We start from the raw sequence: 25,591 nt of genomic DNA on the forward strand, positions 1-25,591 counted from the left end.
CGCCGGCCACGACATGCCGGCGCGTGCCTATACTGATCGTCCCATTCTCCACGGGAGCCCGGTATCGCATGAGTCATGACATCGCAGACGCCACTGCCACCGAAACACGCCCCGCCGCGCGCGCCCACACCTTGCAAGCACCCCCCTCGGTGATCGCCGTTCAGGGTCTGACCAAGCGTTACGCCTCGGGCTTCGAGGCGCTCAAACGCATCGATCTGGATATCCAGCGTGGCGAAATCTTCGCGCTGCTGGGCCCCAATGGCGCCGGCAAGACCACCTTGATCAGCATCATCTGCGGGCTGGTCAACGCCAGCGACGGTCAGGTCCGTGTCAACGGCCACGACATCGTCACCGACTACCGTGCCGCGCGCGAGCAGATCGGCCTGGTCCCGCAGGAATTGACCAGCGACGCCTTTGCCACGGTGTGGAACACGGTCAGCTTCAGCCGTGGCCTGTTCGGCAAGCGCGCCGACTCTGCGCACATCGAGCGTGTGCTCAGGTCGTTGTCGCTGTGGGACAAGCGTCGCAACAAGATGATTACGCTCTCGGGCGGCATGAAACGCCGGGTACTGATCGCCAAGGCACTGGCGCACGAGCCGCAGATCCTGTTTCTCGACGAGCCGACCGCCGGGGTCGATGTCGAGCTGCGCCGCGACATGTGGGACGTGGTGCGGTCGCTACGCGACCAAGGCGTCACCGTCATACTGACCACGCACTACATCGAAGAAGCTGAGGAGATGGCCGACCGCATCGGCGTGATCAACGATGGGGAGATCGTGCTCGTCGAAGAGAAAGCCGCCCTGATGCGCCAGTTGGGCCGCAAGCGGCTGCGGCTCGATCTGCAGGCGCCACTCGCGGCCATTCCCGAGACGCTGGCGCACTATCCGCTGAGTCTCGCCGAGGACGGCCATGTACTGGTCTATACCTACGCCGCATCGTCTGACGAGCACTCGACGCCAGCCAGCATCAGTGCCCTGCTCAACGATATCGAAGCAGCGGGCGTTCGCTTCAAAGACCTCCACACCGAGCAAAGCTCGCTGGAGGAAATTTTCGTCAATCTGGTGAGGAAGGACGCATGAATTTCCGCGCGGTCGGCACTATTTACCATTTCGAATTGGCACGCGCGTGGCGCACGTTGTTGCAAAGCCTGGTCTCGCCAGTGATCTCCACCTCGCTGTATTTCGTGGTCTTCGGCGCCGCCATCGGCTCGCGCATTCAGGAAGTCGAAGGCGTCAGCTACGGCGCCTTCATCGTGCCCGGGTTGGTGATGTTGATGTTGCTCACTCAGAGCGTCTCCAATGCCTCGTTCGGGATCTTCTTCCCCAAGTTCACCGGCACCATCTACGAAGTACTCTCGGCGCCAGTCTCTTATCTCGAAATCGTCCTCGGATATGTGGGCGCGGCGGCCACCAAATCGCTCATTCTGGGCTTGATCATTCTCGTCACTGCCAGTTTCTTCGTGCCGCTGCGTATCGACCATCCGTTGTGGATGTTGCTGTTCCTGGCGCTCACTGCCATCACTTTCAGTCTGCTGGGCTTTATCATCGGTATCTGGGCGGAGGGCTTCGAGAAGCTGCAAATCGTGCCGTTGTTGATCATTACGCCGCTGACCTTCCTGGGCGGCAGCTTCTACTCCATCGACATGCTGCCCCCTGTGTGGCAAACGGTGACGCTGTTCAACCCGGTGGTGTATCTGGTCAGTGGCTTTCGCTGGAGCTTCTACGGCATCAGCGATGTGAGCGTCGGTGCCAGCCTGCTCATGATCCTGGTATTTCTGGGTCTGTGCCTGGCGCTAATCGGCTGGATCTTCAAGACCGGCTATAACATCAAGCCCTAAGCCGCACGATACAGCGCCTTAGAGGTCACCAGCGCCGCGCGTTACCATGCCTGCTTTCGTTTTCACCAAGATGCCACCATGCCGATTCTGACCAGCACCATCCACCGCATCGACAAGCCCGATACCGAGACGCCCGCCACGCTGACCTGCGCCGAGCACGCACAGTCATCGACGGCGTCTCTCGAGGCGCTGCTGACGAGTGTCAATGACAGCTTTCATGCCAAGCCCAAGGCGTGGGGCCACTTCAGCGAGACCGGCAGCAGTGCCTTCGCCGCAGGACTCTCCGAGTATCTGGCCGGATCGGCCGATTTCGTTACCTGGAGCGCCCAGATGGCGGAGCGCATCAATGCCTTGATCGATGCCCACCTCTCGGTCGGTGGCCACCTGCTGTTCGTGCATTATCAGCACGGCGAAGCGCAGTACATTAGCGTGGCGCTCCTCCATCATCGCCAGGGCTTTGCCATCGACAATGCCCTCGAAGTGACCGACACGCCTCAGCTCAATCTTGGACAACTGATGCTCGCCATGCGCATCGACCTCGCCCAATGGCAGGGCGGCAATTCGCAGCAGTATGTGTCGTTTATCAAGGATCGCGGCGGCAAGAAGTTCGCCGAAGGCTTCCGTGAACTGCTCGGCGTCGAGGAAGGCGTGGATGCCAGCGGTGAAACCCGGGCCTTGCTCAAGGCGTTCAGCGACTATGTCGAGCACGAGGACTTGCCCGACGACGAGAGCCGCGAGAAGACCGATGCCGTGATCGACTATGCCAGTAACCAGGCCAAAAACGGCGAAAAGGTGACCCTCGATGAGCTATCCGAACTCGTCGATGAGCAACACCCCAAAGCGTTTTACGACTACATTCGCCATCAGGATTACGGGCTCTCCGAGGAGATACCGCCAGACAAGCGGGCGCTCAATCAATTTCGGCGCTTCACGGGGCGCGCTAGCGGCGTCTCGATCAGCTTCGACTCTCACCTGCTCGGCAATAGCATCGAATTCGACGCTGAGCGCGATCGCCTGATCATCAAGCAGGTACCCGGCCCTCTGAAGGAACAGCTCAAGCAGCGCAAGGAATAAGAAAAGAGGCAGGAGATGCTTGGCTTGTGTCGGTCGGGACACATACTGTCACCATCGTGACATTGCGACACCCGTGTCAGCATCTATCTTGCTGAAGATAGCGACGCTTATTGAAGCGCCATCACGGAAGAGGTGACGATATGCCCGCCAAGTCCCAAGCCCAACAAATGGCTGCCGGTGCCGCGCTTGCCGCCAAACGCGGCGAGAAAAAAGCCAGTGAGCTAGATGGTGCCGCGAAGTCGATGTACGACTCGATGAGCAAAGAGGAACTGGAGGCCATGGCCTCGGCGAAGCAAAAAGGCAAGCCCGAGCACGACGCTAACACCTGATCGTACGATAATCGCCTGCGACGGCCCGCCCCACGAGACACGACCGCCAGCGACACCATCTCGGTTACCACACGCTGTCAACGCTCCAGATAGCGCGGTTTGACGATGCCTTCGAGCGCCTGAACAGGAATGCGCAGCTCCGGTTGCCCATATGAGTAGGGTGCAATGTCATAGGCGTTGTAACGTACCCGCCATTCGTCGGCAAACGGTGCTACGTTACGGTTCATGCTCAGAGGCCAGGATTCAGCGAAGTCGGCACCCGCCTGTTGCTTTTCCAGCCAACGTAGATGCGCACGCGACAGCGCCTCGCGATAGGCCGGTGTCTGCCCCTCGCGCAGCATGTCATCGAGTGTCACCACGCGTCGCTCGCGTTCGTCGATGACCATGAACTTCGTCAGCGGCATACCGTGTGCCCCGCCGGTGAACACATAGCTATCGAGTTTGACGGTGGTTAGATCGGCATGCCGGTCATAGACCTCCGCCTTGAAGACTGACTGGTAGCCGGGCAATTCGGGCACGCGCTCCCGCGCCGCCTTGGCCTCGTCGAAAAACGTCTGCGCGTGCTCTTCCCAGGACGAAGCCACCACGTCGCTTTCGCCACTGGTAATGCCCGAGCCCATGCTCAGCAACGCGTCTCGTAGCCGCTCGCTCAGACCCGGCGCACCGGGAAAGCGCAGTGACTCAACCTCGACGGTCGCGCAACGTCCTGCCGGACAATCACGCTCGACGAAACTTTTCTCCACGCGCTCGGCATCCAGCCTTTCCGGCGCAGGTGACCATGCTTGGCAACCACCAAGCACCGCCAGGGCACCCAACATGACGCCACCGCCCGCCAGACGGCGCGCGATCGATATATTAGCCTCACACAACAAGGTTCATCCTCCCTGATACGCCGGGACCGTCCCGGCTATTATTCCTGACGCGGCTCCACCGCGTTGCGCATGCACCACTATAGACGATATCCAGTGATCGGCGCGTAAGCCTGCGCTGGCCACCCAGCCACCTATGGAACAGGAAGCCGCGACGAAAGCGCTGACGAGCTGACGAGCTGACGAGCTGACGAGCTGACGAGCTGACGAGCTGACGAGCTGACGAGCTGACAACAGGATCGAGCATGAACTCGACAGAATCGCGCATTTTGTCTGCCGTCATAGCGTCCATACTAAGGGAAGTCGCCCTGTCCCATGCCGCTCATCAGCGCCACGGGCCACAACGGCGGTTACCTACGAGGGTCGATTTCATCACCGTCAGGAGTTTTTCATGCGTTATCAACCATTCGGCAATACCGGTTTGTTCGTCTCAGAACTGTGCCTTGGCACCATGACCTTCGGTGGCCAGGGCGAGCTCTGGAGTCAGATCGGCGATCTACAGCAAAGCGACGCCGAGCGCTTGATCGGCCGCGCTCTGGATGCTGGGATCAACTTCATCGACACCGCCGATGTATATTCCCAGGGCCAGTCCGAGATCATCACCGGCCAGGCGCTCAAGAACCTGGATGTCCCGCGCGACGAGGTCGTCGTCGCGTCCAAGGTATTCGGCGAAACCGGTAACGGCGGCGTCAACGCCCGTGGGATGTCGCGCTATCACATCATGGAGGGCATCAAGGCCAGCCTGAAGCGCCTGCAGCTCGATCATCTCGATGTCTACCAGATCCATGGCTTCGATCCCGCCACACCCATCGAGGAAGCCGTTCGCGCACTCGACACCCTCGTACAACACGGCCACGTGCGTTACGTCGGTGTCTCCAACTGGGCAGCTTGGCAAATCATGAAGGCACTGGGCATCGCCGAGCGGCACGGCCTGGCGCGCTTCGAGTCGCTGCAGGCGTATTACACCCTTGCCGGGCGCGATCTCGAACGCGAGCTGATCCCCATGCTACAGAGCGAAAATCTCGGGCTAATGGTCTGGAGCCCGCTCGCGGGTGGCTTCTTGAGCGGCAAGTACACGCGCGACAGTCAGGGCGAAGCGGGCAGCCGTCGCCTCAACTTCGACTTCCCACCAGTCGACAAGGAGCGTGCCTTCGACTGCATCGATGTGATGGGCAAGATCGCCAAGGCACACGATGTATCCGTGGCTCAGGTCGCACTAGCCTGGTTGCTGCATCAGTCGGCGGTGACAAGTGTCATCGTCGGGGCCAAGCGCGTCGACCAGCTCGACGACAATATCGCCGCCACACAGGTCGCGCTGAGCCAAGAGGAACTCGCCGAGCTCGATGCCGTCAGCGCGCTGCCCGCCGAGTATCCCGGCTGGATGTTCGAACGTCAGGGTGATTATCGCCGCCAACAGTTGGCCGACGCCAAGCGCTGAATCGACGCCCCTCGCGCTCTATGGCCAGCCAATCCCGCCCCTAACCGCGAACTTAAAACGCGAACTTAAAAAAGCACGGTCCGCTTCCCTGAAGAGAAGCGGACCGTGTAGTCGATAAAGTAAGTAGGTAAAGGCTCAAGCAAGCTAGGCGTTAAAGCCCCTTGTTTGCCTTCACGCCTTCTTCGATACGCCGACCGATCTCGGCATCGATGTTCTTCCAGTACTCGAACACGCGGGACAACACCGGCTCTTCGACGCCACCGGAGACATGCCCGACTACGTTGTTGACCAAGCGATCCCGCGCGGCATCGTCCATGACCTTATTGACCAGGTCATTGGCTTGACCATAGTCGTTGTCATCCTTGCGCAGGGCATAGGGCGCACGCACCATATGGCCGTTGGCCTCCCAGGTGGAATCGGTGGGATAACGCTCGCCATCCGCCGCCGGACCGCCCTTGGAGTTGGGCGCATAGACCGGGTCGGAGACCTTGTTGATGCGCATCGCCCCATCCTTGCTGTAACTGTGCACAGGGGCTTTGGGCGCGTTGACCGGAATCTGCTTGTAGTTGACCCCGAGACGCGCGCGGTGCGCATCGGCGTAAGAGAACACACGCCCGATGAGCATCTTGTCCGGGCTGATGCCGATGCCGGGCACGAGGTTGTTGGGCTCGAAGGCCGCCTGCTCGATCTCGGCATGGTTGTCGGTCGGGTTGCGGTTCAACTGCAGCTTGCCGACCTTGATCAGCGGATAGTCATCGTGCGGCCAGACCTTGGTCAGATCGAACGGATTGATGCGGTACGTATCGGCATCCGCGAACGGCATGATCTGCATGTAGAGCGTCCAGCTCGGGTAATCGCCCTGCTGGATGGCGTTATACAGATCGCCCATGTGGTAATCGCTGTCTTCACCGGCCAGGCGGTCGGCTTCTTCTTGAGTCAGGCATTCGATGCCCTGGTCGGTCTTGAAGTGGTACTTGACCCAGAACTTCTCGCCCTGAGCATTGGCCCACATGTAGGTATGACTGGAATAGCCGTTCATGTGACGCCAAGTCTTGGGAATCCCGCGATCCCCCATCAGCCAGGTCACTTGGTGCGCTGATTCCGGCGACAGCGTCCAGAAATCCCACTGCATGTCGTGATCGCGCAGGTTATTGTCGGCACGCCGCTTCTGGCTGCGAATGAAATGCTGGAATTTCATCGGGTCACGGATGAAGAACACCGGCGTGTTGTTCCCCACCATGTCGTAGTTGCCTTCACTGGTGTAGAACTTGATCGAGAACCCGCGCGGATCGCGCCACGTATCGGGGCTCCCGCGTTCGCCGGCTACCGTGGAGAAACGAATCAGTACGTCGGTCTTGGTGCCAGGCTGGAAGACGGCCGCCTTGGTGTACTTGCTGACATCGTCGGTCACCTCGAAATGACCGAATGCCCCACTGCCCTTGGCGTGCGGTTGGCGCTCGGGAATCCGCTCGCGGTTGAAGTTCGCCATCTGCTCGATGAGATAGTGATCATGCATTACGATCGGACCGTCAGGCCCCACGGACAGCGAATGTTCATCACTGGCCACTGGAATACCGGCATCTGTCGTCGTCGGCTTGCGATTGTCTTGCGTCACGATAATATCTCCCCATCATTTTCGTATGTGGCACAGCATGCCGCCACGCCCTTTCCCTGGGATCGAACCGCTGGCCTTGGGATCGAACCGCTGGCGCGATAGTGCAATCTGGCGGGGGACCTCCCGTCCCCCGCTTCATGTATAGGAAATAACCGCAGTGACTGTCTACCTACACCTAATTGCCCAGACGGCTAGGAAGGCCATTGCCAGCCTCTTCTCGGCCAGCGCGAATATGGCAAAGAAGTCCGCCAAGCCCCGCATGGCAAGGGATCACCATGAGCCATACTCAATCAAAAAATACTGCTCGATAGCCTTAAATTATCTTCGTCATCAAGAAGTTTCATAGCGCGTAACACACGGCACGTTAAAAAAGCTCGCGATTTCAATAGCCCCTCAAAGCTCCCTCGCCTCCACTGCGGAGAATAAGGCTAGACACCTTGACGGTTTCACTCACGACGTCTCCTCGTTATCGTTGGACGCATTCGCCTTTCCGAATGTGGCGATGACATGGCGAAGCACCTTACGTTGCTCGCTAGGCAAGCTACGGTAAATTTTCAGCACTTCAGCTTCGTCTCCGCAGACCGGCACGACATCCAATTCATTGGGCGTGGCGTAAAGCGTTCGCTCACTCTCATCTCCATAGCGCAACACATGCGGTTCGATACGCAGCCACTCGGCAAGCACCTGAAGTTTGTCCTGGGCAGGAATGGAGTCACCACGAAGCCAACGCCGTACCGCTTGGAATGTAATCGGCTTTCCCCAGTAGCGGAGATTGAACTCGCGTTCAAGTACCGAGGGGCGAGGCTCATAGCCTGCGGCAACAAGGGCCTTTTTAAGGCGTTCGGCGAACATGGTTTTTTCATTCATACGCTGAATTTGAATCAATGATTCAATTCGCGTTGAATCGTTGTTCACTTTAATATTGAATTATCCATTCAGTGCGCTGATTGGACGGTTCATGATTCAGCCCCCATATGCCCTGGTGCTGCCGGGTGGACCAACCATGATACAGGGGGAAGGTGGATCGGCTAAGCGTCTCGTACGACGTCTCACTAAATTCAAACAAACGGTTGCGTATTCTAGACATCGGGAGATGGCATTGTGACGCTAAAACGACATGAGCAACGTCGACTTCATGCACTGCATGAAACCGGGCTTCTGGACACCGCACCGGAAGAACGCTTCGACCGCCTGACGCGTATTGCCAAGCAACACTATCAAGTCAATACCACGCTCTTCACGCTCGTCGATGCCAAGCGTCAATGGTTCAAGTCCAAGCAAAATCTTGGCATAGAAACGACCCCCCGGCGACATGCCTTTTGCGACCATACTATTCAACAAAATAGTATTTATGTCGTTGAAGACGCAGCCAACGATCCTCTTTTCTATAAGAATCCACTCGTCACCGGCGCACCCTTCATTCGATTCTATGCCGGCATCCCCGTGCGCGACCCCACAGGCTTCAAGATCGGAACCTTATGCCTTATTGACTCTATGCCACGTGATGCATCTCGTATGGACTTCAGCATCCTGCGTAGTCTGGCGGCGATATTGGAGGAGGAACTCGAGCGCGTATGCACTGATACCGACACACACTATGACGTTTACACACAAAAAATGGCGCATGCCATCCAGCGTGTACAAGACGCCTTCTTATCCAGCGAAGAGAAAACCACGACTTATGAAGCGTTACTCTCAGAGTTATTGCATTTAACGGGTAGTCAAGTGGGCTTCGTCGGGGAAATTGACGACAAGGTGCATGAGACATCTCATCTTTATATTACGGCCCGATCCGGTATTATACGGCGCCAATCGACCACCGTCAGCGAGAATATCGGCGCCGACACGCACATACCTATCGACGGACTCGATGAAATTCTGGGCCTTCCCATCCGTACTCGATATACCGTCAGCCGGACATTCGAGCCGCCTCTGACATTACCCTTTCTTTTTCCGGGCATTTATTCCGAAATTCACACCTACATGGGCATTCCCTTACACGCAGGGAACGAACAGATAGGATTGATCGGTATTGCCAACCGCAGCGAGGGCTATCCACCGTCATTGATTGCCTTGCTGTCACCGCTCTTACAGACCGTGGAAACCCTGCTTGAGCGCGAACGTCTCAACGCTGTCGATCAGGAGAAAAAGCAATGGCTGCATGAAGCCGTCAATATCGATGGCCTCACGGGCCTCCCCAACCGTCGTCTTCTCAATGAGCTGTTCCAGGATGAGCTTACTGCTGCGAGACACCGGCGCGGTTCGATTTCGGTATGCTTTCTCGACCTGGATGGCTTCAAGGCGATCAACGACCGCCAAGGTCACGCCGTCGGCGACGAGGTGCTCAGATGCGTTGCGGACCGACTCCGCGGCGCCGTACGCCATCACGATGTCATCGCCCGACTGAGTGGCGACGAGTTCGTGATCATTCTTCGTGATGTAGATAACCCAACAACCTACCGACATATCCTCGATCAGTTGCGCCACCCCATGCATCTTCAAGGACACGTTATCGAGTTGTCCGCCAGCATGGGGATAACACGCTTTCCAAGCGATGACTCGGATAGCGACTTGCTGCTACGGCATGCCGATCAAGCCATGTATACCGCCAAGGAAACGGGCAAGAACTGTTATCACTTCTTCGATCTTGAGAGCCATCATTCCCAGCAAGAGCGCTTTGCCATCGGAGAGCAAGTGCAGCATGCCCTGGACAACGATCAACTCGAACTTTTCTATCAACCCAAGTTACATTACAAGACCGGTATCGTATCGGGGTTCGAGTGCCTGATACGCTGGCATCATCCATCCGGCAAGCTCGTGTACCCAGGGCGCTTCCTGCCCTATATCGAACATACCAAGCTCGATATCGAACTCGGCAAGCATGTCATCAACCAGGCAGTGTCGACCCTCGAAACGTTCCAGGCACAGGACCTGCCTTATACCATCAGCATCAACTTGAGCCCGTCTCACTTTCTCAACGACGAATTTCTCGACCATCTGAACAACACACTAAGCCGATACGACATGGCGTTTCGCAAACGCCTGACGCTCGAAATTCTCGAAAGCACGGCACTTGATGACGCAGGTCTCGCAGCATCGAACATCAAGGCATGTCAGGCACTGGGGGTGCAGCTCTCTCTCGATGACTTCGGCACCGGTTTCGCCTCATTGAGTTACCTGCGCAAGTTCTCGACCAATGAGATCAAGATCGATCGCTCGTTCATCCTCGGCATGCTGGACGACCCAGAGGATGAAATGATCGTCGAGGCGATCATCGCGCTTTCCAGAAGTTTCAACCGCCGCGTGATCGCCGAAGGAGTCGAGCATCGCGCCACCGAGGAAAAACTCATCGCCATGGGCTGCGACATGGGGCAAGGCTTTCTTTACAGCCCCGCCTTGCCCCTCGGTGAAGCCTTGGACTGGGCGGCGTGCTACGCACGCCCCTGACCTCGTTCAGCTGTCATCGCCCTGCGTGGCAAAGTGCCATACCGTGCGCGACTCATACGTTTCGCCAGGCTTGAGGATCGTCGACGGGAAATCAGCCTGGTTGGGAGAATCCGGAAAGTGCTGAGTTTCCAGTGCGAAACCGCCGCGCTTTTCGTAGGTATCACCCCCCTTGCCGGTCAGCGTGCCATCGAGAAAATTCCCCGAGTAGAACTGAATCCCTGGCTCGGTCGTGGCGATCTCCAGCACGCGACCACTGTCCGGCGCCTCGACCCGGGCGGCCTGGACCAGTTCGTCTTCAGCCGCTTCGTCGCGCACCAACACGAAATTGTGATCGTAGCCCTGACCATACCCCAACTGGGTATTGTCATCGTCGATGCGTGCACCGATCGCCGTGGCCTCGCTGAAATCGAACGGCGTACCCGTCACGTCTCGAATCTCACCCGTCGGAATCAACGTGTCCCCAATCGGTGTAAAAGCATCGGCATTGAGCATCAGCCGGTGGTCGGTGATGGGCCCGCTGCCTTCGCCCTCGAGATTGAAGTAGCTGTGCTGGGTCAAATTGACCGGCGTCGCCTTGTCGGTGGTGGCGTGATAGTCGATGATCATTTTGTCGTCAGGGGTCAGCGTATACCGCACGCGCGTTTCCAACGTGCCGGGATAGCCTTCCTCGCCATCTTCGCTGGTATAGCGCAACTCGACGCCGACGCCGGTGTCGTTCTCGAAGGAATGCGCCTGCCAAAGTCGCTTATCGAACCCTTTATCGCCCCCGTGGAGATGATTGGGGCCATCGTTGGTTGCCAGCTCGTAGGTCGTGCCATCGAGCGTGAAGCGCCCCTCGGCGATACGATTGCCGTAACGACCGATCAGGGCACCGAAATAGGGATTGGATTTACGATATGCCTCGGAACGATAGTCTTCCAGGGAATCGAAGCCCAGCACGATGTCGTCGACGTTGCCCTGCGCATCCGGCGTACGCAGGGAAGTGATGATGCCGCCATAGGTAATCACCTTCATATCGATGCCATGGCCGTTGCGTAGGTGGTACGCCTCGACCTTGCGGCCATCGGGAAGCTGGCCGAAGCTCTGCTTTTCGACGGAAGGAGTCTGTGTAGTCATCTCGTCTGCCTGTGCCGCATTCAACGCTAAGCATGTCATTCCCATGCCCAACGCCAATCGCGGAATCGTCTGAAATCGTATCATCCTCGGCCTCTCGATAACGCATCTCAGCGCCACCCAATGCGACGCTTCACCCTTCACGCTAGCCGGGCCGAGTCCCCCTCACCAATAACCGAGTGACGACATCCTCATATCCTAATGGATATCGCCGCAACACAGGCCACGCTATTGGCAGCGCTCTCGCTACCAGCCACGGCGCTCTATGCTAGACCAACGTCGGCTCACCGTTCGCCCCTTCTATTGACGGACTACTGCAAATACACCGCTTTGAAGCGCGCGAGCACCTGATGCTGCGCACCCAATAGCGTCAAATGCTCGCCTTCGACTCGCCATTCATCGGTAGCATTCAGCACATCGAGAAAGCGCTGCTCGGTCTGGGCACCCTGCTTACATGCCATCCGTGTAGTGGCCAAGGCCGAAAAAAGTAGCTTGGCTTCCTCTACGCGATAATTGCCCGTCATGCGATTGCATCCCGTCGATCCCATGACGCGCGCCGGATCGGCATGCAAGACAAAATGCGGCTCACGCTGATTGGGAACGACCGTCACCGGGGCGTTATCCAGGGAAGTCAGCTTCCAATACGTATTCACCAATGATTCATCCGGTCGTGCGGAGGCAGGTTCTTTCTGCATGGCGCAACCGGCCATGACGATAACGGCGAGCAACACACTCAAGCCAGCAACTATCCGCTTCATGCAATATCCTTAAATGACGAGCATCATCGACAGACTATCAGACCGTCGCCATCAAACGCCCCTTGCGTACGGCCACCATCATGCCCATTTCATGAATACGTGCACACCCATGCGAGTGTGCAACATCGAACATGCCTGTCATCACAGCGGGAGACATCATGGAATCACGCTACTTCACCATTCATTCCCATCCCCAGGGCCTACCGTCTCGGGATTTTTTCGCGCTGGAATCCCAAGCGCTGCCGGAGTTAACGGCAGACGAGGTTCGCGTGCAAAACCTCTGGCTGTCGGTCGATCCCTACATGCGCGGGCGCATGGACGGCGTCACGACTTACGTACCGCCCTTCACACTGGGCGAACCGCTCGAAGGCGCCGCCATCGGCGAGGTTCTCGAATCGCGCGACGCACGCTTCGCCCCCGGAGACCGCGTCGTTCATATGGGCGGTTGGCGTGATGTCGCGCAGCTTCCCGGCGATAGCTTACAGGCATTGCCCGATCTCGACGTGCCGCCGCAAGCCTTCCTCGGCGTGCTGGGCATGCCGGGCATGACCGCCTGGACCGGACTCAACCGCATCGCCCAACTCAAGGAAGGCGAGCGCGTGCTGGTCAGCGCAGCGAGCGGCGCCGTCGGCTCCCTGGCCGTGCAATTGGCCAAGGCCAAAGGCTGCCATGTCGTGGGTATCGCCGGCGCGCCGGAAAAGCTCGAATGGCTGGAATCGCTTGGCGTGAGCGCGGTCAGCTATCGCGGCAAAGACGCGCAACAGCTCAGCGCCGACCTCAAGGCCGCCAGCCCCGATGGGTTCGATGTCTACTATGAAAACGTCGGCGGCGATTGTCTCGAAGCCGCGCTCGACAACATTCGCGTCGGCGCGCGCATCGCGGTATGTGGCTTGATCGACAGCTATAATGCAGAGACGCCCACGCCCGGCCCCAGCAACCTGTCCCGGCTACTGATCCGTCGCGCGCGGATGGAGGGCTTCATCATCCTCGACGCCGAAAACTGGGAACACTACCCCGAGTTCCTGCAAGAGATCGGCCCGCTCGTAGCACGTGGCGAGCTCGACTATCGGGAAACCGTCGAGGAAGGCCTCGAGCGCACGCCCGACGCATTCCTTAAGCTCTTCGAAGGCGGCAACACCGGCAAGATGCTGGTCCGGCTGTAAACATCCGCGGTTAACCCGCACTCAGCGTCTCGGCGATCCGCTCGCCGAGACGCCGTCCGTTCTCCAAACAATCCCCCACCGCGATACCATCGCGCCAGTTGCCAATGAGCGAGAGGCCTGGATGACGCTCGATTGCTGTCTCGAGGGCGGCGATACGCTCAAGATGCCCCAGTTCGTACTGCGGAATCGCCTGCGGCCAGCGACTCACGCTCTGCCATACCGGCTCACCGCTAATCCCCAGCAAATCACGCAGATCGGCGACGACCTGCGCCACCTGAGCGTCGTCATCGCTGGCAGCAGCCTCGGGCTGGCGACGGCCACCTAGAAATGCGGTGAGCAATACATGCTCGGAAGGCGCGCGCCCAGGAAATAGCGTTGAGGAGAATAGCGCGCCCAAGGTCTGGCGTTGCTCGACGCCGGGAATCAGCATGCCGAAACCATCCAGTGGATGGGCGATATCGGTACGACGAAAGCCCAGCGACACGGCGTTGACCGGCGGATAAGCGATCGCCTCCAGCGGCGCGGCCACTTGCGGATCTAGCGGAGACACTAGCGCGGCAGCCGTGGGCGCCGGAACCGCCAGCACCAGCTCTCGCGCACGGAAAGCCTGCCCCGAGGCCGTCTCCACACGCCAGTCTTCCCCCTCGCGATACACGGCGCTAACCTCGCACTCGCGGTAGATCGATGCGCCGGACTGGGCAGTGATGTCCTCGGCCAAACGCTCGGCGAGGCGCTGCAAACCAGAGGGAAAGCTCACCAGTTGACCACGCCACTCGCGCGGCAAGGCAGGCGGCGCGCGCCGTGCCTGACGCAACCGCACCAGCCCCCCACGAACCAGCGAGCCATACTCGCGCTCCAACGCCACCAGCCGGGGCATCGCTGCCCGCGCCGAGAGCCGCTCGGGATCACCGGCGTAAACACCGGACACGAACGGATCGACCAGATGATCGAGCGCACGACGCCCCAAGCGCCGCGTGACGAAATCGGCCAGGCTTTCTTCGGCCTGCGGTGCACGCCGCTGGAACGGCTCGCGCAGCAACGCGCCCACGCCTCGCGGACCAATCAGCGAATTGATGGGCGCCTTGAGCCAATGAGATGGCAGCGCCACTGGTGCTCCCCGATAGGCAATATAACGCCGCCGTGCGCTGGGGTTCGCGGGTTGCGCCTCGTCGAGCAAGCCGAGCTCATCGAGCAACGCATGCAGCGGCGGTTTCATCATCAGGGTGTTAGGCCCTTGCTCAATCTGCCAGTCGCCATCGCGGTGGGTACGCAGATTACCGCCGACCTGTGGCGTGCGTTCCAGCAAGGCCACGCTCAGCCCACGCCTGGCCGCCGCGCGTGCGGCCGTCAAGCCGCTGGCGCCACCGCCGACGACCACCACGTCGCGCGTCTCAAGAGCCGAAGCGTCGGATTGTGCTTCACACTGCATGACATCTCCCGTGACAAATTACACCGTCGCATGCCATTCGATCAGGCGCGCAGGACGAATTCAGATGCCCAGCATAGCGGGCCATACCATCGCCGCGCGCTTTCACGAGCGCGACGCATCGACGCACGTGCTGCGCTGTTCGTCTTCTTCGCTGCGGGCGATGATGGAGGCGCCGACCATGTCGCCAGTGACATTGAGTGCCGTACAACCCATGCCCACCAAGGCATCGATGGCGGTCAACAGTGCCACCGTTTCAATAGGCAGACCGACCTGCGAGAACACCGTGGCGATCATTATGATCCCTGCGCCCGGCACGCCCGCAGTGCCGACGGACACCAGCGTGCCGATCAGTACGATCTCCAGCATGCTGGTGAAGTCTAGCGGCGCGCCGATCACATTGGCCGCGAACACCGCAGAAATCGCGATGCGAATCGCCGCGCCATCCATATTGATGGTCGCCCCCAGCGGAAGGCTGAAGCCGTAAGTGCTCCGCGACAGCCCCATGCGGCGCGCGGCATCCAGCGTCAGTGGCAACGTCCCGGAACTACTCTGGGTCGCGAAGGCGGTCGCCATCGGCGTGCGTGCCTCGCGGAAAAAACGCCGCAGTTTGACGCCAAAGGCCCCCATCAAGGCGCAATAGAGCAGCAGATGCACGCCCAACGCGATATACAGCACTAGCACCATGTCGCCCAGCGACAACAATGTCGCCATCCCCTGCTCGGCCACCGTACCGGCAACAATGGCAAACACGCCGACCGGCACGTAATGCAACACGCCCGACATCACCTTGAGCGTGAGCTCGTTGAGCGCCTCGATTACACGGTACAGTTGATCGGCCGGCGCTCCATGCGACTCGGACGTCCGCAGCTTCAATAGGGCGATGCCGAAGACGATGGCGGTAAAGATGATGCCCAGCAGGTTCAACTCGGCGAACGCCCCAATGATGTTATCCGGCACCACGCCAAGCAGCACCTGCGCAATACCGGGATTCTCCGGCACCGATACCTCGGCACTGCTATCCAACGTCATCCCGCTGCCCGGGGAAAACAGCGAAGCCACCGTCAACCCCACGGCGATGGCCAGCGCCGAGGTGCCGATATAGTAGACGAACACCTTGCGTCCGACGCGACCCATGCTGCCAGCGTCGGCTTGGTTGATGCCCACCATCAGCGTGAACAGCACGATGGGCACAATCAGAAACTTCAACAGCCTCAGTAGCAAATCACCGAATGGCGCCAGCCAATTCGCGACATCCTGGCCACCGACTAGGCCCACGACGACGCCGAGTACCAGCGCAATCGTGACCCTCAGGATCAATGAGCTCTTCGTATAGGCCTGCCACAATGCTTTCACCGCTCCCGCTCCTTCTTGTTTGGCCGACACCGCGTTTCGCCCCATGTTAGGCAAAATGCCCGACACGGAGGCTGCGGCGGCGCTACATTACCATTATGCTGGTCGCATCGATTCAGCAACAGGACATCAAGGCGATGAGTGAACGCGCGATCGACTGCTGGTTAACGGACATGGATGGCGTACTGATCGGCGAAGACCGGGCCCTACCCGGCGCGGTCGAGCTGATCGATCAATGGCGCGCCAATGGCACGCCCTTTCTTGTGCTCACCAATAACTCCATCTACACGCCGCGCGATCTCAGCGCCCGGCTGACACGCCTGGGCATCGATGTCCCCGAAGACCGGCTGTGGACATCCGCCCTGGCGACTGCCGCCTTCTTGCGTGATCAGGCGCCCGGCGGCTCGGCCTTCGTGATCGGCGAAGCCGGCCTGACCACCGCCATTCACGAAGCCGGGTTCGTGATGACCGATATCGCGCCCGACTTCGTGGTGCTCGGCGAAACCCGCAGCTATTCGTTCGAAGCCATCACTCGCGCGATTCGCTTGATCAACGGTGGCGCACGTTTCATCGCCACCAACCCCGATGTCACCGGCCCCAGCCCCGAAGGGCCGCTGCCCGCCACCGGCGCGGTGGCAGCCTTGATCACTGCCGCCACCAAGCGCGAGCCGTACTACGTCGGCAAGCCCAATCCAATGATGTTTCGCTCGGCCATGAACAAACTCGGCACGCATTCCGAGCGCACCGGCATGATCGGCGACCGCATGGATACCGACGTCATCGCCGGCATCGAGGCCGGTCTGCACACAGTGCTGGTAATGACCGGCATCGCCACGCGGGAAGAAATCGAGCGCTACCCCTTCCGTCCCCGCGAAGTGCTCAACTCGGTCGCAGAACTGCTGGAGAAGTAGCGCTCGTTGACGGCGCGAGCGTTATGCCTAAGCTCTTCTGAAAAGTCGGCGAGCGATAGCCAGACAAGGCAAAAATTGGCGAAAAAACGGAGTTTACGAGGTGTAAATGAGTATTTTGAGCCAATTTTTAACGCCGTATGGCTGAGCGCAGACACTTGTCAGGCAGAGCTTAACGCTTGTCCTCGGTCCGAGTCTCGAAGTCACTGGCATCGTGGCGCTCGTGGAGCTGGAGTTCCGGCTCCCCGAAGGTGCGATTGACCATCCGCCCACGCAGCACCGCCGGGCGTGCGTCGATTTCCTCAGCCCAGCGCACGACATGGGTGTATTCCTGCACTTGCAGGAACTCGGCAGCATCGTAGAGACGCCCCAGCACCAACTGCCCGTACCACGCCCAGGTGGCGATATCGGCGATGCTGTATGCGTCGCCGGCCAGATAGCGGTTCTCCGCCAGTTGGCGGTTCAACACATCGAGCTGACGCTTGGTCTCCATGGCATAGCGGTCGATGGCGTACTCGAGCTTGACCGGCGCATAGCTGTAGAAATGCCCGAAACCGCCGCCGAGGAACGGCGCGCTGCCCATCTGCCAGAATAGCCAGTTGAGTGCCTCGGTGCGCGCCACATGCTCCTTGGGCAGGAACTCCCCGAACTTCTCGGCGAGATAAAGAAGAATCGAGCCCGATTCGAAGACACGCGTCGGCGTATCGGTGCTGTGGTCCATCAGCGCCGGTATCTTCGAATTGGGATTGGCCTCGACGAAGCCACTGCCGAACTGATCGCCCTCTCCGATGTTAATCAACCACGCATCGTATTCGGCGCCCTGATGGCCCAGCGCCAGCAGTTCCTCGAACATGATCCCTGCCTTGACGCCATTGGGCGTGGCCAGCGAGTAAAGCTGGAACGGATGCTCGCCCACCGGCAGGTCTTTCTCATGGGTCGGCCCCGCAATCGGGCGGTTGATGCTAGCGAACTTGCCACCGCTTTCGCTCTTCCAGGTCCAAACACGGGGTGGGGTGTACTCGGTTTCTTGGCTCATGCAGCCTCCTGGTCTGTGCGTCGGATCACGCCTCGCCAAGCGGCGAGACGTATCCAGTCGCCTGAAAAGGTAGTCTGATAATCATTGGGACGCGAGACGGGTGGTTCAAGCTGGCCGGCGAACTCATGTGTCCGCCGGCCAAAAGAACAAGACGCTTTTACAAGCGCTCGATCGCCACGGCCAACGCAGGCGCCAGCGGTAGACGCGGCAGCAAGGTGGCTTGGTAGGCGTGATAAAGGTCGGGTTTGACGTCGCCTTCGGCCGGGTCGGTAGCGAGACGATGATCCAGTTCCTGATACCAACCGCCACGCGTCCGATCGATGAAGGTGGTGTCGATGAAGTCCCACACATGGCGATACCAATACTCGTAGTGTGGCTCACCGGTGCGCTGCAGGAAGGCCCCAGCCGCTGCCAACGCTTCAGCATGCGTCCAGTGGCGGCGCCGCCGGGAGCTGGGCTGGCCCTGCCAATCCACGGTGTAAACCAACCCTGGCGCGCCGTCACTGGCCCAGCCGTCACGCAGACTGGCCTCGAACAGCGCGGCGGCGTCCACGAATAACCAGGCAGGCGCCTCACGCCCACGCGCTTGAAGCGCCGCCTCCAAGTGCAGCATCAGCCGTGACCACTCGAAGCCATGGCCCGGGGTAGCACCATAGGGGTAGAAACCATCGTCGGGCCGATCCGTGTTGTAATCCGGCCATTCGGACCAGTCACCATGGAAATGCTCGAGAATTCGATAATCGCGAGGCGCCGCATGCCGATGTATCAACCGCTCGACGATGGCCAGCGCCCGATCCAGCCAATCTGGCTCATCGCGCACATCGGCCAGCGCCAGGCATAGCTCCACGCCGTGCATGTTGCTGTTGCCGCCGCGATAGTTCGCCAGCTCGTGCCAGCCTTGCGCATAACTCTCGACGAAGGCCTGCTCGCTCTCCGACCAAAAGCGCGTCTCGATGACCTCGACCACCTCATCGAGCAACCGCGCCGCGCCGGGAATGCCCGCCTGGGTCGCCGTGGCGGCCCCCAAAGCGACGAAGTGATGCAGATAGCACTGCTTGGTGCGATCCTCCGTCGAAGCGGGATCGCCCGCCAGCCAGCCGCCGTCTCGTTCGTCGCGCAGCAAGCCGCTCAAGGCGCGTATGGCGTGCTCGGCCAGCGACGCCGCGCCGGGCACGCCCTGCATCGCCGCCAACCCATAACTATGCGCCATACGCCCGGTGATCATCGTATCGGCACGGGCACCTTCAGGAATCCGTCCATCACCGTCCAGCGGAGCGAAACCGCCGGTATCGAGCCGCGCCTGACGGTGGAAATCGAGCAGCCTCAAGCCCTCTCGCGTCAGCCAATGGTGATGCGTTTCGGCGTCCAGCCAGCGCCGTGCCAGTGAATGCGTATTATCTGCCATGCCTTGCGCGCCTCGAGTGACGAAAACGTTGGCTTTCATTAGCCATTGACGACGGTACCACCATTGGGATGAATCGTCTGGCCACTGATGAAGGAAGCATCGAGACTCGCCAGGAAGACGAATACCGGCCCGAGTTCGCTGGGTTGCCCCGCACGCCCCATCGGCGTCTCCTCGCCGAAGCCTTCCAGCCATTGCGGGTCGTGGGCGCCCAGCGTCGCCGGTTGTAACGGTGTCCACACCGGACCGGGCGCCACGGCGTTGACGCGAATGCCGCGACCCACCACCTGGTTCGAGAGGCTGCGCGTGAAGCTGACGATGGCGCCCTTGGTGGCCGAATAGTCAACCAGGAAGTCCGGCCCGATATAGGCATTCACCGAGGCGTTGTTGATGATGGCGTCATCCTCGCCCAGGTGCGGCAACGCCGCCTTGGCGAGATAGAACTGGCTATGCATGTTGGTTTCGAACACCGAGCGCCATTGCTCGTCAGAAAGCTCGGTCAGGTCCTGGCACACCCACTGGGTCCCGGCGTTGTTGGCCAGGATGTTGAGCCCTCCATAGACCTGCACCGTCTCGTCGATGCAGCGACGGCAGAACTCGGCCTCCGCCAGATCGCCTTCGATCAGATGACAACGGCGCCCCTCGGCCTTTACCAGGCGTTGCGTCTCGGCGGCATCCTCGCGCTCGCTCAGATAGACCACCGCCACATCGGCGCCCTCACGGGCGAAGTGAATAGCCACCGACCGTCCGATACCGCTGTCGCCGCCGGTGATCAGCGCGATCTTGCCTTCCAGCTTCCCCGCGCCACGATAACCAGAGCGAATCATCTCTGCCGGTGGATCCATCTCGGCTTCGCTGCCCGGCAGTGTCTGGGACTGTGCGTGAATCGCGACCTTGCGAACCATGCTCACCTCCATGTGGTGGGTCCATGTTATGACGAAAATGTGCAGGCACGGCCTCTGAGGCCCGCCCCCAACGTAGACCTAGGTATAAGACAATACAAACGGACGTTTATTCACGCGCCGCCAGCACGTGCTGGTATTCCTCCCGCCATGCCTGGGCATGCAACGCGGTATCGGCGGGAAAACGCCCCAATTCGACGGCTAGCTCGAAGAAGCCGCGTGCCGGCATGTGCGGCGCGCGGCGGCTGACGACCAGCGCAGCGATGAAGGGTCGATCTTGGGCGAGGTCTTCACACATCAAGACCTCCAGCGCCTGGGCGACACGCTGGATGGTGCGCGGTGGCTGCAAGCCGAGCGCGTCAGCGACCTCCTGGTAGGTCATCGGTAGCGCCTTGCGCGGCGCCGCTTCGAGCGTTTCGCGTACGGCAGCGGCAAGCGGTTGCGGACTCTCGGACATGGTCTCGCTCAAGCGCTCGGGTCGAACAGTTTGACTTCGCGAATATCGACGCGCTCCCACACACGACCGGTCATGTAAGGTTCCGTTTCAAGCCACGCCTCCAATGCCTGGCGGTCGGCGAACTGGAAGTGTGCGTTGGACCCCATCATCTTGCCGTTGTCATCCAGAATCGCCCCGCCGCTAAGAAAACAGCCCTCGCGGGCGAGTTTTCGCACGCCGTCCAGATGCGCATCGCGATTGGCCAGGCGGCGATCCAGCGCCTCGGCATCGGTGTAATCGTAGGCCACTACGGCATATTGCGGCATGATGTTCTCTCGTCTCAGAAATATCGAATCGGGGCGTTGCCACCATGGTCGGAATCATGCGTGAGGCCAAGCCGTGGTACAACGGTCGTTAACGGATTAACGCCGCCACCCCGGCTCCTTCTACCTGACACGAGATGCTCATGCACCGCAACGCGACCGATAGCACTTACGTCGTCAACCAACCATCACGCGCGGCATGAGCGATACCCGCCTCTTTCGCTCGCTACGTTTTTACAATTATCGAGTGTGGGCCATCGGCGCCCTGGTCTCCAATATCGGCACTTGGATGCAGCGCATCGCTCAGGACTGGTTGGTACTAACCGTGCTCACCGACCACGATGCCAGCGCCGTGGGCATTACCATCGCCTTACAGTTCGGCCCACAGTTGCTGCTGCTTCCGCTGACCGGCTACGCCGCCGACCATTTCGACCGCCGCCGGCTAATCCTTCTCACTCAGGCATTGCTGGGGCTATTGGCAGTAGGGCTGGGACTGGTCACCCTCACCGGCGTGGTAACACTTTGGCAAGTCTACGTCTTCGCCTTGGGGCTCGGCTGCGTCACGGCCTTCGATGCCCCCGCTCGACAGACCTTCGTCAACGACCTGGTCGGCGAAAAGCATCTCTCCAACGCAGTGGCCCTCAATTCGACATCCTTCAACGCTGCACGGATGATTGGTCCCGCCGTTGCCGGGTTGTTGATTGCCGCCGTCGGCAGCGGCTGGGTCTTCATGATCAATGCGGCCTCTTTCGCCGCCGTGCTCGGATCGCTATGCCTGCTGCGGCTCGACGAACTGCTCCCCGTCACCCGGCCAAGGCATAACGCCGGCGGACTGACGGAGGGTTTCCGTTATGTCTGGAGGCGCCCCGAGTTGAAAGCCATCTTGCTGATGCTCTTCATGATCGGCACCTTCGGCTTCAACTTCGCGGTCTATATTTCCACCATGTCGGTGCGCGTCTTCCACGGCGAGGCGGGGCAATACGGCCTTCTGACCTCATCCTTAGCCGTCGGCTCGGTCACGGGTGCGCTATTGGCTGCCAAGCGCGAGCGCCCGGACATGCGGCTGCTGTGCTTCTCTACTCTGGGATTCGGTGTCTGCTGCGGCCTGGCAGCTCTTGCCCCCAACACATACCTCTTCGCCACCGCCCTGATGCTGACGGGCCTAGCGGCGCTGACCTTCATGACCGCTTCCAACGCACTGATTCAGCTCTCGACGGAACCGATGATGCGTGGCCGCGTAATGGCGTTGCGCATGGCGATCACCATGGGCGGCACACCGCTCGGCGCCCCCATCGTCGGCTGGCTGGCCGACCACGCCGGGCCACGCTGGGCGATGAGTGTCAGCGCCAGTGCTGGCGTCATCGCCGCCCTGATCGGGGCTATCATGCTGATCCAACAGCGCCGACAGCGCCGACAGCGCCGACAGCGCCGACAGCGCTTATATCTTCAACCGCAAGAGACCTATCGCCAACACGAGCCGTAATACGGGTTGATCTAATTATTGACTACGAGATCGCCAGTCGAGCCCCATTTGCCAAAAGTCGATCTCAAGAAGGGTTGCGTCTCGAAAAATACCCACGAGTTCTTCAAAGCGCTGCTCGGTCACACCGGCCAGTCGTTCGTCCAGCCATTCGATTTCACTGTGCATGGCGCTTTGGAATGCATCGCTTTCGTACATCGCGATCCAGGCATCGTAAGGGTTATCGGCGCGTACCGTCGTGGACTCGCTGTTGAGCATATTGGCGATTTCGCCGTAGCCCACCAGGCACGGGGCAAGCGCCACGTGCATATCGAGTAAATCACCCCGATTGCCGGCATCGAGCACATAGCGCGTGTAAGCCATGGTGGCACGGTCTTCTGGTAATCGAGCCAAGTCATGGTCACTGATGCCCCATTGCCGGCAGTAGTCGACATGCAGCGTCAGCTCGGTATCGACGATGGCCTTGAGACCGTCAAAGGCTTGGCGCAGATCCGCCATATTGCGGCTTTTATAGATCGCCAGCGCATACGCCCGCGCGAAATGCTGAAGAAACAGATAGTCCTGCTGGAGATAATAGCGAAAAGCGCCCGGCTCGAGCGTACCGGTGCCTAGACGGCGCACGAAATCGTGCTGGATATACGCCTGCCAGTCGGCCGCGCACGCGTTTTTGAGATCGTCGAAACTGTAGGCCATGATCGTCTCCGGTCGTTGGCAAGTAGAGGATCCGGAAATCACGAAGGGTCGGCGGGTGTGTTGTCATTGACTCGCTTGATTCCCTACGCCAGTACCCGCCTGCATACGCAGGCATTCCCCGGATCAGGTTCAACGGGTCGATGCGTTAGTCCGACTCACGGACTTGCATCTCTCAGCCGATCGCCCGGCACCCCGTCAAGCACGCTAGATACACTAGCCAACTGGGGGTTGTTTCTTCAACAACCTTGCTGGGCTAGGCTGCTAACTGTTCACAAAAACGATGATACGGTCGCGCTTAATGGATCCCTATGTCCTTAGTTGCCTGGTGCGGATGCCCAAGCTTGAACCAGCCGCTGTGTGGCCTCTTGAGGGTCCAACTGACCACACACAGCCGAAACTACGGCCATGCCGGCGGCTCCGCCTGCTTTGAGGGCCGATATATGGGCGGCTTTCAAGCCACCGATGGCGACAGTAGGCACCGGGCTCATACTAACCAGCCGAGCAAGGCCATCCAATCCGATGGGCGATTTGTGATCGGGTTTGGTGGATGTGGCAAAGACCGGGCCAACACCGACATAATCGACAACCGCTGGATCTACGGCCCTAACAGCGGCTTCGTCTTCAACCGACAAGCCAAGGATTTTGCTGGCCCCTAGCCTCTGGCGTGCTTCGTACGCATCCATATCACCCTGCCCTACATGGAGCCCATCGGCGTTGAGGGCAAGCGCAGCTTCGAGATCGTTATTGACAATCAGTGGCACGCCAGATCCCGCCATGGCTGTTTTTAACGCCCGCCCAGTATCGACTAGGCCGGCCGTTCCGACTGTTTTGTCACGAAGCTGTACGACGCTCGCGCCACCTTTGATCGCCGCAACCGTAGTCTTTGCCATTGAATATCGGCGACATAGATATGGATCAAGAACGAGATAGAGTGAGAGATCGAAATTCATCATATCTTGAGCGGGCATTGTGTCATTCATTTGTGACATCGCTCCACAGCCTCCAAGAAACGTAATCTATCATTAATTTTCGGCTATACCTTCGGCTCGCATCGCGCTTTGCACGGCTGAACGATTAAATATTTTCTCAAGAAGTCTTGATAAGTTTCGGTAAGACGCCAACTCGATCCTGAACAACTCCGCCCATCGCACAACCGTGAATAGATAAATGTCAGCAAGGGAAAACTCATCATCAATAAGATACTGCTTATCTTCCAGGTGTTCTTCGATCATCTCAAAGCGCTCATAGATCTTTTGAGTCGCGACCCGTTGTGCTTCGGAGCCGTATTCCGGATGAAAAAGCCACGGGCTAAACATCTTATGCAATTCCGTGCTAATAAATGTGAGCCACTCTTGAAGCTGATAAAACGAGGAAGCCCCTCGCTCGGCGCTCAGACTAGCAGGAGAGCCCCGGTCGGCTAAATATTGCATGATCGCGACGCCTTCTGTAAGCAGATAACCATCATCAGTCATAAGAGCAGGCACATAGCCTTTTGGGTTGATATACCAGTAGTCGCTGCCGTTATCGGTCTGATGCTTCTTGATATCGACTTTTTGGGATTCCAACTCTATACCCAACTCGTGCGCGACGATACGTGGCCCAAGTGAGCAGGTTCCAGTAGCGTAATAAAGCTTCATAAATTTCCCATAGATGAATTGGAGTAAATTTAGCGAATTAGTCCTGAAGAAAGCTGGGCCAAGTCACAACAAAAGCGTTCTGATATCGCTCAACGCCTGGGCCAAAAAGGCCGTGAAGCGAGCCGCGTCGGCACCGTTGACCGCCCGGTGGTCGTAGGACAACGATAGCGGCATCATCAGCCGCGGGGCGAACTCGGCGCCGTCCCACACCGGCTTCGTCTGCGCCTTGGAAACGCCGAGGATGGCGACTTCCGGGGCGTTGACGATGGGCGTGAAGGCGGTGCCACCGATGGAGCCCAGGCTGGAGATGGTGAAGCAGCCACCGCTCATCTCCTCGCGCTTGAGCTTCTTC

Annotated in this window: 25 protein-coding genes and 1 riboswitch; of the genes, 9 read left to right on the top strand and 16 right to left on the bottom strand. The window is 59.4% G+C overall.

Annotated elements, in window-relative coordinates:
• Positions 1 to 68: 68 nt before the first annotated feature.
• The 4 genes from OP494_RS15845 (at position 69) to OP494_RS15860 (ending at position 3,240) form a co-directional block, all read left to right on the top strand.
• Positions 69 to 1,079: an ABC transporter ATP-binding protein gene (locus OP494_RS15845; protein ID WP_280542260.1), complete on the top strand. Its 1,011-nt coding sequence runs from the start codon at positions 69 to 71 to the stop codon at positions 1,077 to 1,079.
• Positions 1,076 to 1,837: an ABC transporter permease gene (locus tag OP494_RS15850; RefSeq protein WP_280542262.1), complete on the top strand. Its 762-nt coding sequence runs from the start codon at positions 1,076 to 1,078 to the stop codon at positions 1,835 to 1,837. Before OP494_RS15845 ends, OP494_RS15850 begins: the two co-directional genes overlap by 4 nt.
• A gap of 78 nt (positions 1,838 to 1,915) precedes the next feature.
• Positions 1,916 to 2,911, top strand: coding sequence for a nucleoid-associated protein YejK (gene yejK, locus OP494_RS15855; RefSeq protein ID WP_280542264.1), 996 nt, complete (start codon positions 1,916 to 1,918; stop codon positions 2,909 to 2,911).
• Between the two features lie 140 nt (positions 2,912 to 3,051).
• Entirely contained in the window at positions 3,052 to 3,240 is a 189-nt protein-coding gene (locus tag OP494_RS15860) for a DUF3008 family protein (protein WP_280542266.1), read from the top strand.
• Between the two features lie 77 nt (positions 3,241 to 3,317).
• Here the strand turns inward: OP494_RS15860 and OP494_RS15865 are convergent, their stop codons facing one another.
• Positions 3,318 to 4,058, bottom strand: a complete 741-nt coding sequence (locus OP494_RS15865; RefSeq protein ID WP_280542268.1) for an RsiV family protein — start codon at positions 4,056 to 4,058, stop codon at positions 3,318 to 3,320.
• Positions 4,059 to 4,500: 442 nt separating this feature from the next.
• Between OP494_RS15865 and OP494_RS15870 the strand changes: the two genes are divergently transcribed.
• Positions 4,501 to 5,547, top strand: coding sequence for an aldo/keto reductase (locus OP494_RS15870; RefSeq protein WP_280542270.1), 1,047 nt, complete (start codon positions 4,501 to 4,503; stop codon positions 5,545 to 5,547).
• A 151-nt stretch (positions 5,548 to 5,698) separates the two neighbouring features.
• Here OP494_RS15870 and OP494_RS15875 read toward each other — a convergent pair whose 3' ends face one another.
• Together OP494_RS15875 and OP494_RS15880 are read right to left on the bottom strand one after the other, a co-directional pair.
• On the bottom strand, positions 5,699 to 7,162 hold the full coding sequence (locus OP494_RS15875) for a catalase (RefSeq protein WP_280542272.1): 1,464 nt from the start codon (positions 7,160 to 7,162) through the stop codon (positions 5,699 to 5,701).
• A gap of 450 nt (positions 7,163 to 7,612) precedes the next feature.
• A complete protein-coding gene (locus OP494_RS15880; protein ID WP_280542275.1) occupies positions 7,613 to 8,077 on the bottom strand; it encodes a transcriptional regulator in 465 nt (154 codons plus the stop codon).
• A 186-nt stretch (positions 8,078 to 8,263) separates the two neighbouring features.
• Between OP494_RS15880 and OP494_RS15885 the strand changes: the two genes are divergently transcribed.
• Complete coding sequence (locus tag OP494_RS15885) at positions 8,264 to 10,609, top strand: GGDEF and EAL domain-containing protein (protein ID WP_280542277.1); 2,346 nt, start codon at positions 8,264 to 8,266, stop codon at positions 10,607 to 10,609.
• Positions 10,610 to 10,615: 6 nt separating this feature from the next.
• Here the strand turns inward: OP494_RS15885 and OP494_RS15890 are convergent, their stop codons facing one another.
• Entirely contained in the window at positions 10,616 to 11,725 is a 1,110-nt protein-coding gene (locus tag OP494_RS15890; RefSeq protein ID WP_280542278.1) for an aldose epimerase family protein, read from the bottom strand.
• Positions 11,726 to 12,033: 308 nt separating this feature from the next.
• Positions 12,034 to 12,480, bottom strand: coding sequence for an META domain-containing protein (locus OP494_RS15895; RefSeq protein ID WP_280542280.1), 447 nt, complete (start codon positions 12,478 to 12,480; stop codon positions 12,034 to 12,036).
• A gap of 158 nt (positions 12,481 to 12,638) precedes the next feature.
• On the opposite strand from OP494_RS15895, the gene OP494_RS15900 reads away from it, so the two are divergent.
• A complete protein-coding gene (locus OP494_RS15900; RefSeq protein ID WP_280542282.1) occupies positions 12,639 to 13,643 on the top strand; it encodes an NADP-dependent oxidoreductase in 1,005 nt (334 codons plus the stop codon).
• Positions 13,644 to 13,653: 10 nt separating this feature from the next.
• Here the strand turns inward: OP494_RS15900 and hemG are convergent, their stop codons facing one another.
• A complete protein-coding gene (gene hemG, locus OP494_RS15905) occupies positions 13,654 to 15,072 on the bottom strand; it encodes a protoporphyrinogen oxidase (RefSeq protein ID WP_280542283.1) in 1,419 nt (472 codons plus the stop codon).
• A gap of 102 nt (positions 15,073 to 15,174) precedes the next feature.
• The gene (locus OP494_RS15910) at positions 15,175 to 16,425 is read right to left on the bottom strand and encodes a dicarboxylate/amino acid:cation symporter (protein ID WP_280542285.1); all 1,251 of its coding nucleotides are present in this window, start codon (positions 16,423 to 16,425) and stop codon (positions 15,175 to 15,177) included.
• Between the two features lie 134 nt (positions 16,426 to 16,559).
• Between OP494_RS15910 and OP494_RS15915 the strand changes: the two genes are divergently transcribed.
• Complete coding sequence (locus OP494_RS15915; RefSeq protein WP_280542288.1) at positions 16,560 to 17,333, top strand: HAD-IIA family hydrolase; 774 nt, start codon at positions 16,560 to 16,562, stop codon at positions 17,331 to 17,333.
• Positions 17,334 to 17,502: 169 nt separating this feature from the next.
• Here OP494_RS15915 and yghU read toward each other — a convergent pair whose 3' ends face one another.
• The 5 genes from yghU to OP494_RS15940 all read right to left on the bottom strand — a co-directional run bounded on the left by yghU (position 17,503) and on the right by OP494_RS15940 (position 21,432).
• Positions 17,503 to 18,366: a glutathione-dependent disulfide-bond oxidoreductase gene (yghU, locus tag OP494_RS15920; protein ID WP_280542290.1), complete on the bottom strand. Its 864-nt coding sequence runs from the start codon at positions 18,364 to 18,366 to the stop codon at positions 17,503 to 17,505.
• 157 nt (positions 18,367 to 18,523) lie between these two features.
• Positions 18,524 to 19,771 carry an AGE family epimerase/isomerase gene (locus OP494_RS15925; protein ID WP_280542292.1) on the bottom strand — a complete coding sequence of 416 codons (1,248 nt, stop codon included), beginning with the start codon at positions 19,769 to 19,771 and terminating at the stop codon, positions 18,524 to 18,526.
• 38 nt (positions 19,772 to 19,809) lie between these two features.
• Positions 19,810 to 20,673, bottom strand: coding sequence for an SDR family oxidoreductase (locus OP494_RS15930; protein WP_280542294.1), 864 nt, complete (start codon positions 20,671 to 20,673; stop codon positions 19,810 to 19,812).
• 106 nt (positions 20,674 to 20,779) lie between these two features.
• Positions 20,780 to 21,127 carry a hypothetical protein gene (locus OP494_RS15935; RefSeq protein WP_280542296.1) on the bottom strand — a complete coding sequence of 116 codons (348 nt, stop codon included), beginning with the start codon at positions 21,125 to 21,127 and terminating at the stop codon, positions 20,780 to 20,782.
• 8 nt (positions 21,128 to 21,135) lie between these two features.
• Positions 21,136 to 21,432 carry a YciI family protein gene (locus tag OP494_RS15940; RefSeq protein ID WP_280542297.1) on the bottom strand — a complete coding sequence of 99 codons (297 nt, stop codon included), beginning with the start codon at positions 21,430 to 21,432 and terminating at the stop codon, positions 21,136 to 21,138.
• A 196-nt stretch (positions 21,433 to 21,628) separates the two neighbouring features.
• Here OP494_RS15940 and OP494_RS15945 point away from each other — a divergent pair, with 196 nt between their 5' ends.
• A complete protein-coding gene (locus OP494_RS15945; protein WP_280542299.1) occupies positions 21,629 to 22,912 on the top strand; it encodes an MFS transporter in 1,284 nt (427 codons plus the stop codon).
• A gap of 15 nt (positions 22,913 to 22,927) precedes the next feature.
• On the opposite strand, the gene tenA is transcribed toward OP494_RS15945, so the two are convergent.
• From tenA to OP494_RS15965, 4 genes are all read right to left on the bottom strand, one after another.
• Positions 22,928 to 23,602, bottom strand: coding sequence for a thiaminase II (gene tenA / locus OP494_RS15950; RefSeq protein WP_280542301.1), 675 nt, complete (start codon positions 23,600 to 23,602; stop codon positions 22,928 to 22,930).
• Positions 23,603 to 23,684: 82 nt separating this feature from the next.
• A riboswitch (TPP riboswitch) is annotated at positions 23,685 to 23,807 on the bottom strand.
• 109 nt (positions 23,808 to 23,916) lie between these two features.
• Positions 23,917 to 24,570, bottom strand: coding sequence for a thiamine phosphate synthase (gene thiE, locus OP494_RS15955; protein ID WP_280542303.1), 654 nt, complete (start codon positions 24,568 to 24,570; stop codon positions 23,917 to 23,919).
• A gap of 54 nt (positions 24,571 to 24,624) precedes the next feature.
• A complete protein-coding gene (gene gstA / locus OP494_RS15960; RefSeq protein WP_280542305.1) occupies positions 24,625 to 25,239 on the bottom strand; it encodes a glutathione transferase GstA in 615 nt (204 codons plus the stop codon).
• Between the two features lie 63 nt (positions 25,240 to 25,302).
• Positions 25,303 to 25,591, bottom strand: a 289-nt coding sequence (locus OP494_RS15965; protein ID WP_280542306.1) for a 2-oxo acid dehydrogenase subunit E2, incomplete at its 5' end; no start/stop codon positions are given.

Source organism: Chromohalobacter sp. 11-W (assembly GCF_029889905.1).
In the GTDB taxonomy this organism is placed as follows: Bacteria; Pseudomonadota; Gammaproteobacteria; order Pseudomonadales; family Halomonadaceae; genus Chromohalobacter.

Bases quoted from the DNA above. Each gene is read 5' to 3' on its own strand.
- OP494_RS15845 (WP_280542260.1), top strand. From the start codon at position 69: ATGAGTCATGACATCGCAGACGCCACTGCCACCGAAACACGCCCCGCC.
- OP494_RS15850 (WP_280542262.1), top strand. From the start codon at position 1,076: ATGAATTTCCGCGCGGTCGGCACTATTTACCATTTCGAATTGGCACGC.
- yejK (WP_280542264.1), top strand. From the start codon at position 1,916: ATGCCGATTCTGACCAGCACCATCCACCGCATCGACAAGCCCGATACC.
- OP494_RS15860 (WP_280542266.1), top strand. From the start codon at position 3,052: ATGCCCGCCAAGTCCCAAGCCCAACAAATGGCTGCCGGTGCCGCGCTT.
- OP494_RS15865 (WP_280542268.1), bottom strand. From the start codon at position 4,058: ATGTTGGGTGCCCTGGCGGTGCTTGGTGGTTGCCAAGCATGGTCACCT.
- OP494_RS15870 (WP_280542270.1), top strand. From the start codon at position 4,501: ATGCGTTATCAACCATTCGGCAATACCGGTTTGTTCGTCTCAGAACTG.
- OP494_RS15890 (WP_280542278.1), bottom strand. From the start codon at position 11,725: ATGACTACACAGACTCCTTCCGTCGAAAAGCAGAGCTTCGGCCAGCTT.
- OP494_RS15895 (WP_280542280.1), bottom strand. From the start codon at position 12,480: ATGAAGCGGATAGTTGCTGGCTTGAGTGTGTTGCTCGCCGTTATCGTC.
- OP494_RS15900 (WP_280542282.1), top strand. From the start codon at position 12,639: ATGGAATCACGCTACTTCACCATTCATTCCCATCCCCAGGGCCTACCG.
- hemG (WP_280542283.1), bottom strand. From the start codon at position 15,072: ATGCAGTGTGAAGCACAATCCGACGCTTCGGCTCTTGAGACGCGCGAC.
- OP494_RS15915 (WP_280542288.1), top strand. From the start codon at position 16,560: ATGAGTGAACGCGCGATCGACTGCTGGTTAACGGACATGGATGGCGTA.
- yghU (WP_280542290.1), bottom strand. From the start codon at position 18,366: ATGAGCCAAGAAACCGAGTACACCCCACCCCGTGTTTGGACCTGGAAG.
- OP494_RS15925 (WP_280542292.1), bottom strand. From the start codon at position 19,771: ATGGCAGATAATACGCATTCACTGGCACGGCGCTGGCTGGACGCCGAA.
- OP494_RS15930 (WP_280542294.1), bottom strand. From the start codon at position 20,673: ATGGTTCGCAAGGTCGCGATTCACGCACAGTCCCAGACACTGCCGGGC.
- OP494_RS15935 (WP_280542296.1), bottom strand. From the start codon at position 21,127: ATGTCCGAGAGTCCGCAACCGCTTGCCGCTGCCGTACGCGAAACGCTC.
- OP494_RS15940 (WP_280542297.1), bottom strand. From the start codon at position 21,432: ATGCCGCAATATGCCGTAGTGGCCTACGATTACACCGATGCCGAGGCG.
- OP494_RS15945 (WP_280542299.1), top strand. From the start codon at position 21,629: ATGAGCGATACCCGCCTCTTTCGCTCGCTACGTTTTTACAATTATCGA.
- tenA (WP_280542301.1), bottom strand. From the start codon at position 23,602: ATGGCCTACAGTTTCGACGATCTCAAAAACGCGTGCGCGGCCGACTGG.
- thiE (WP_280542303.1), bottom strand. From the start codon at position 24,570: ATGCCCGCTCAAGATATGATGAATTTCGATCTCTCACTCTATCTCGTT.
- gstA (WP_280542305.1), bottom strand. From the start codon at position 25,239: ATGAAGCTTTATTACGCTACTGGAACCTGCTCACTTGGGCCACGTATC.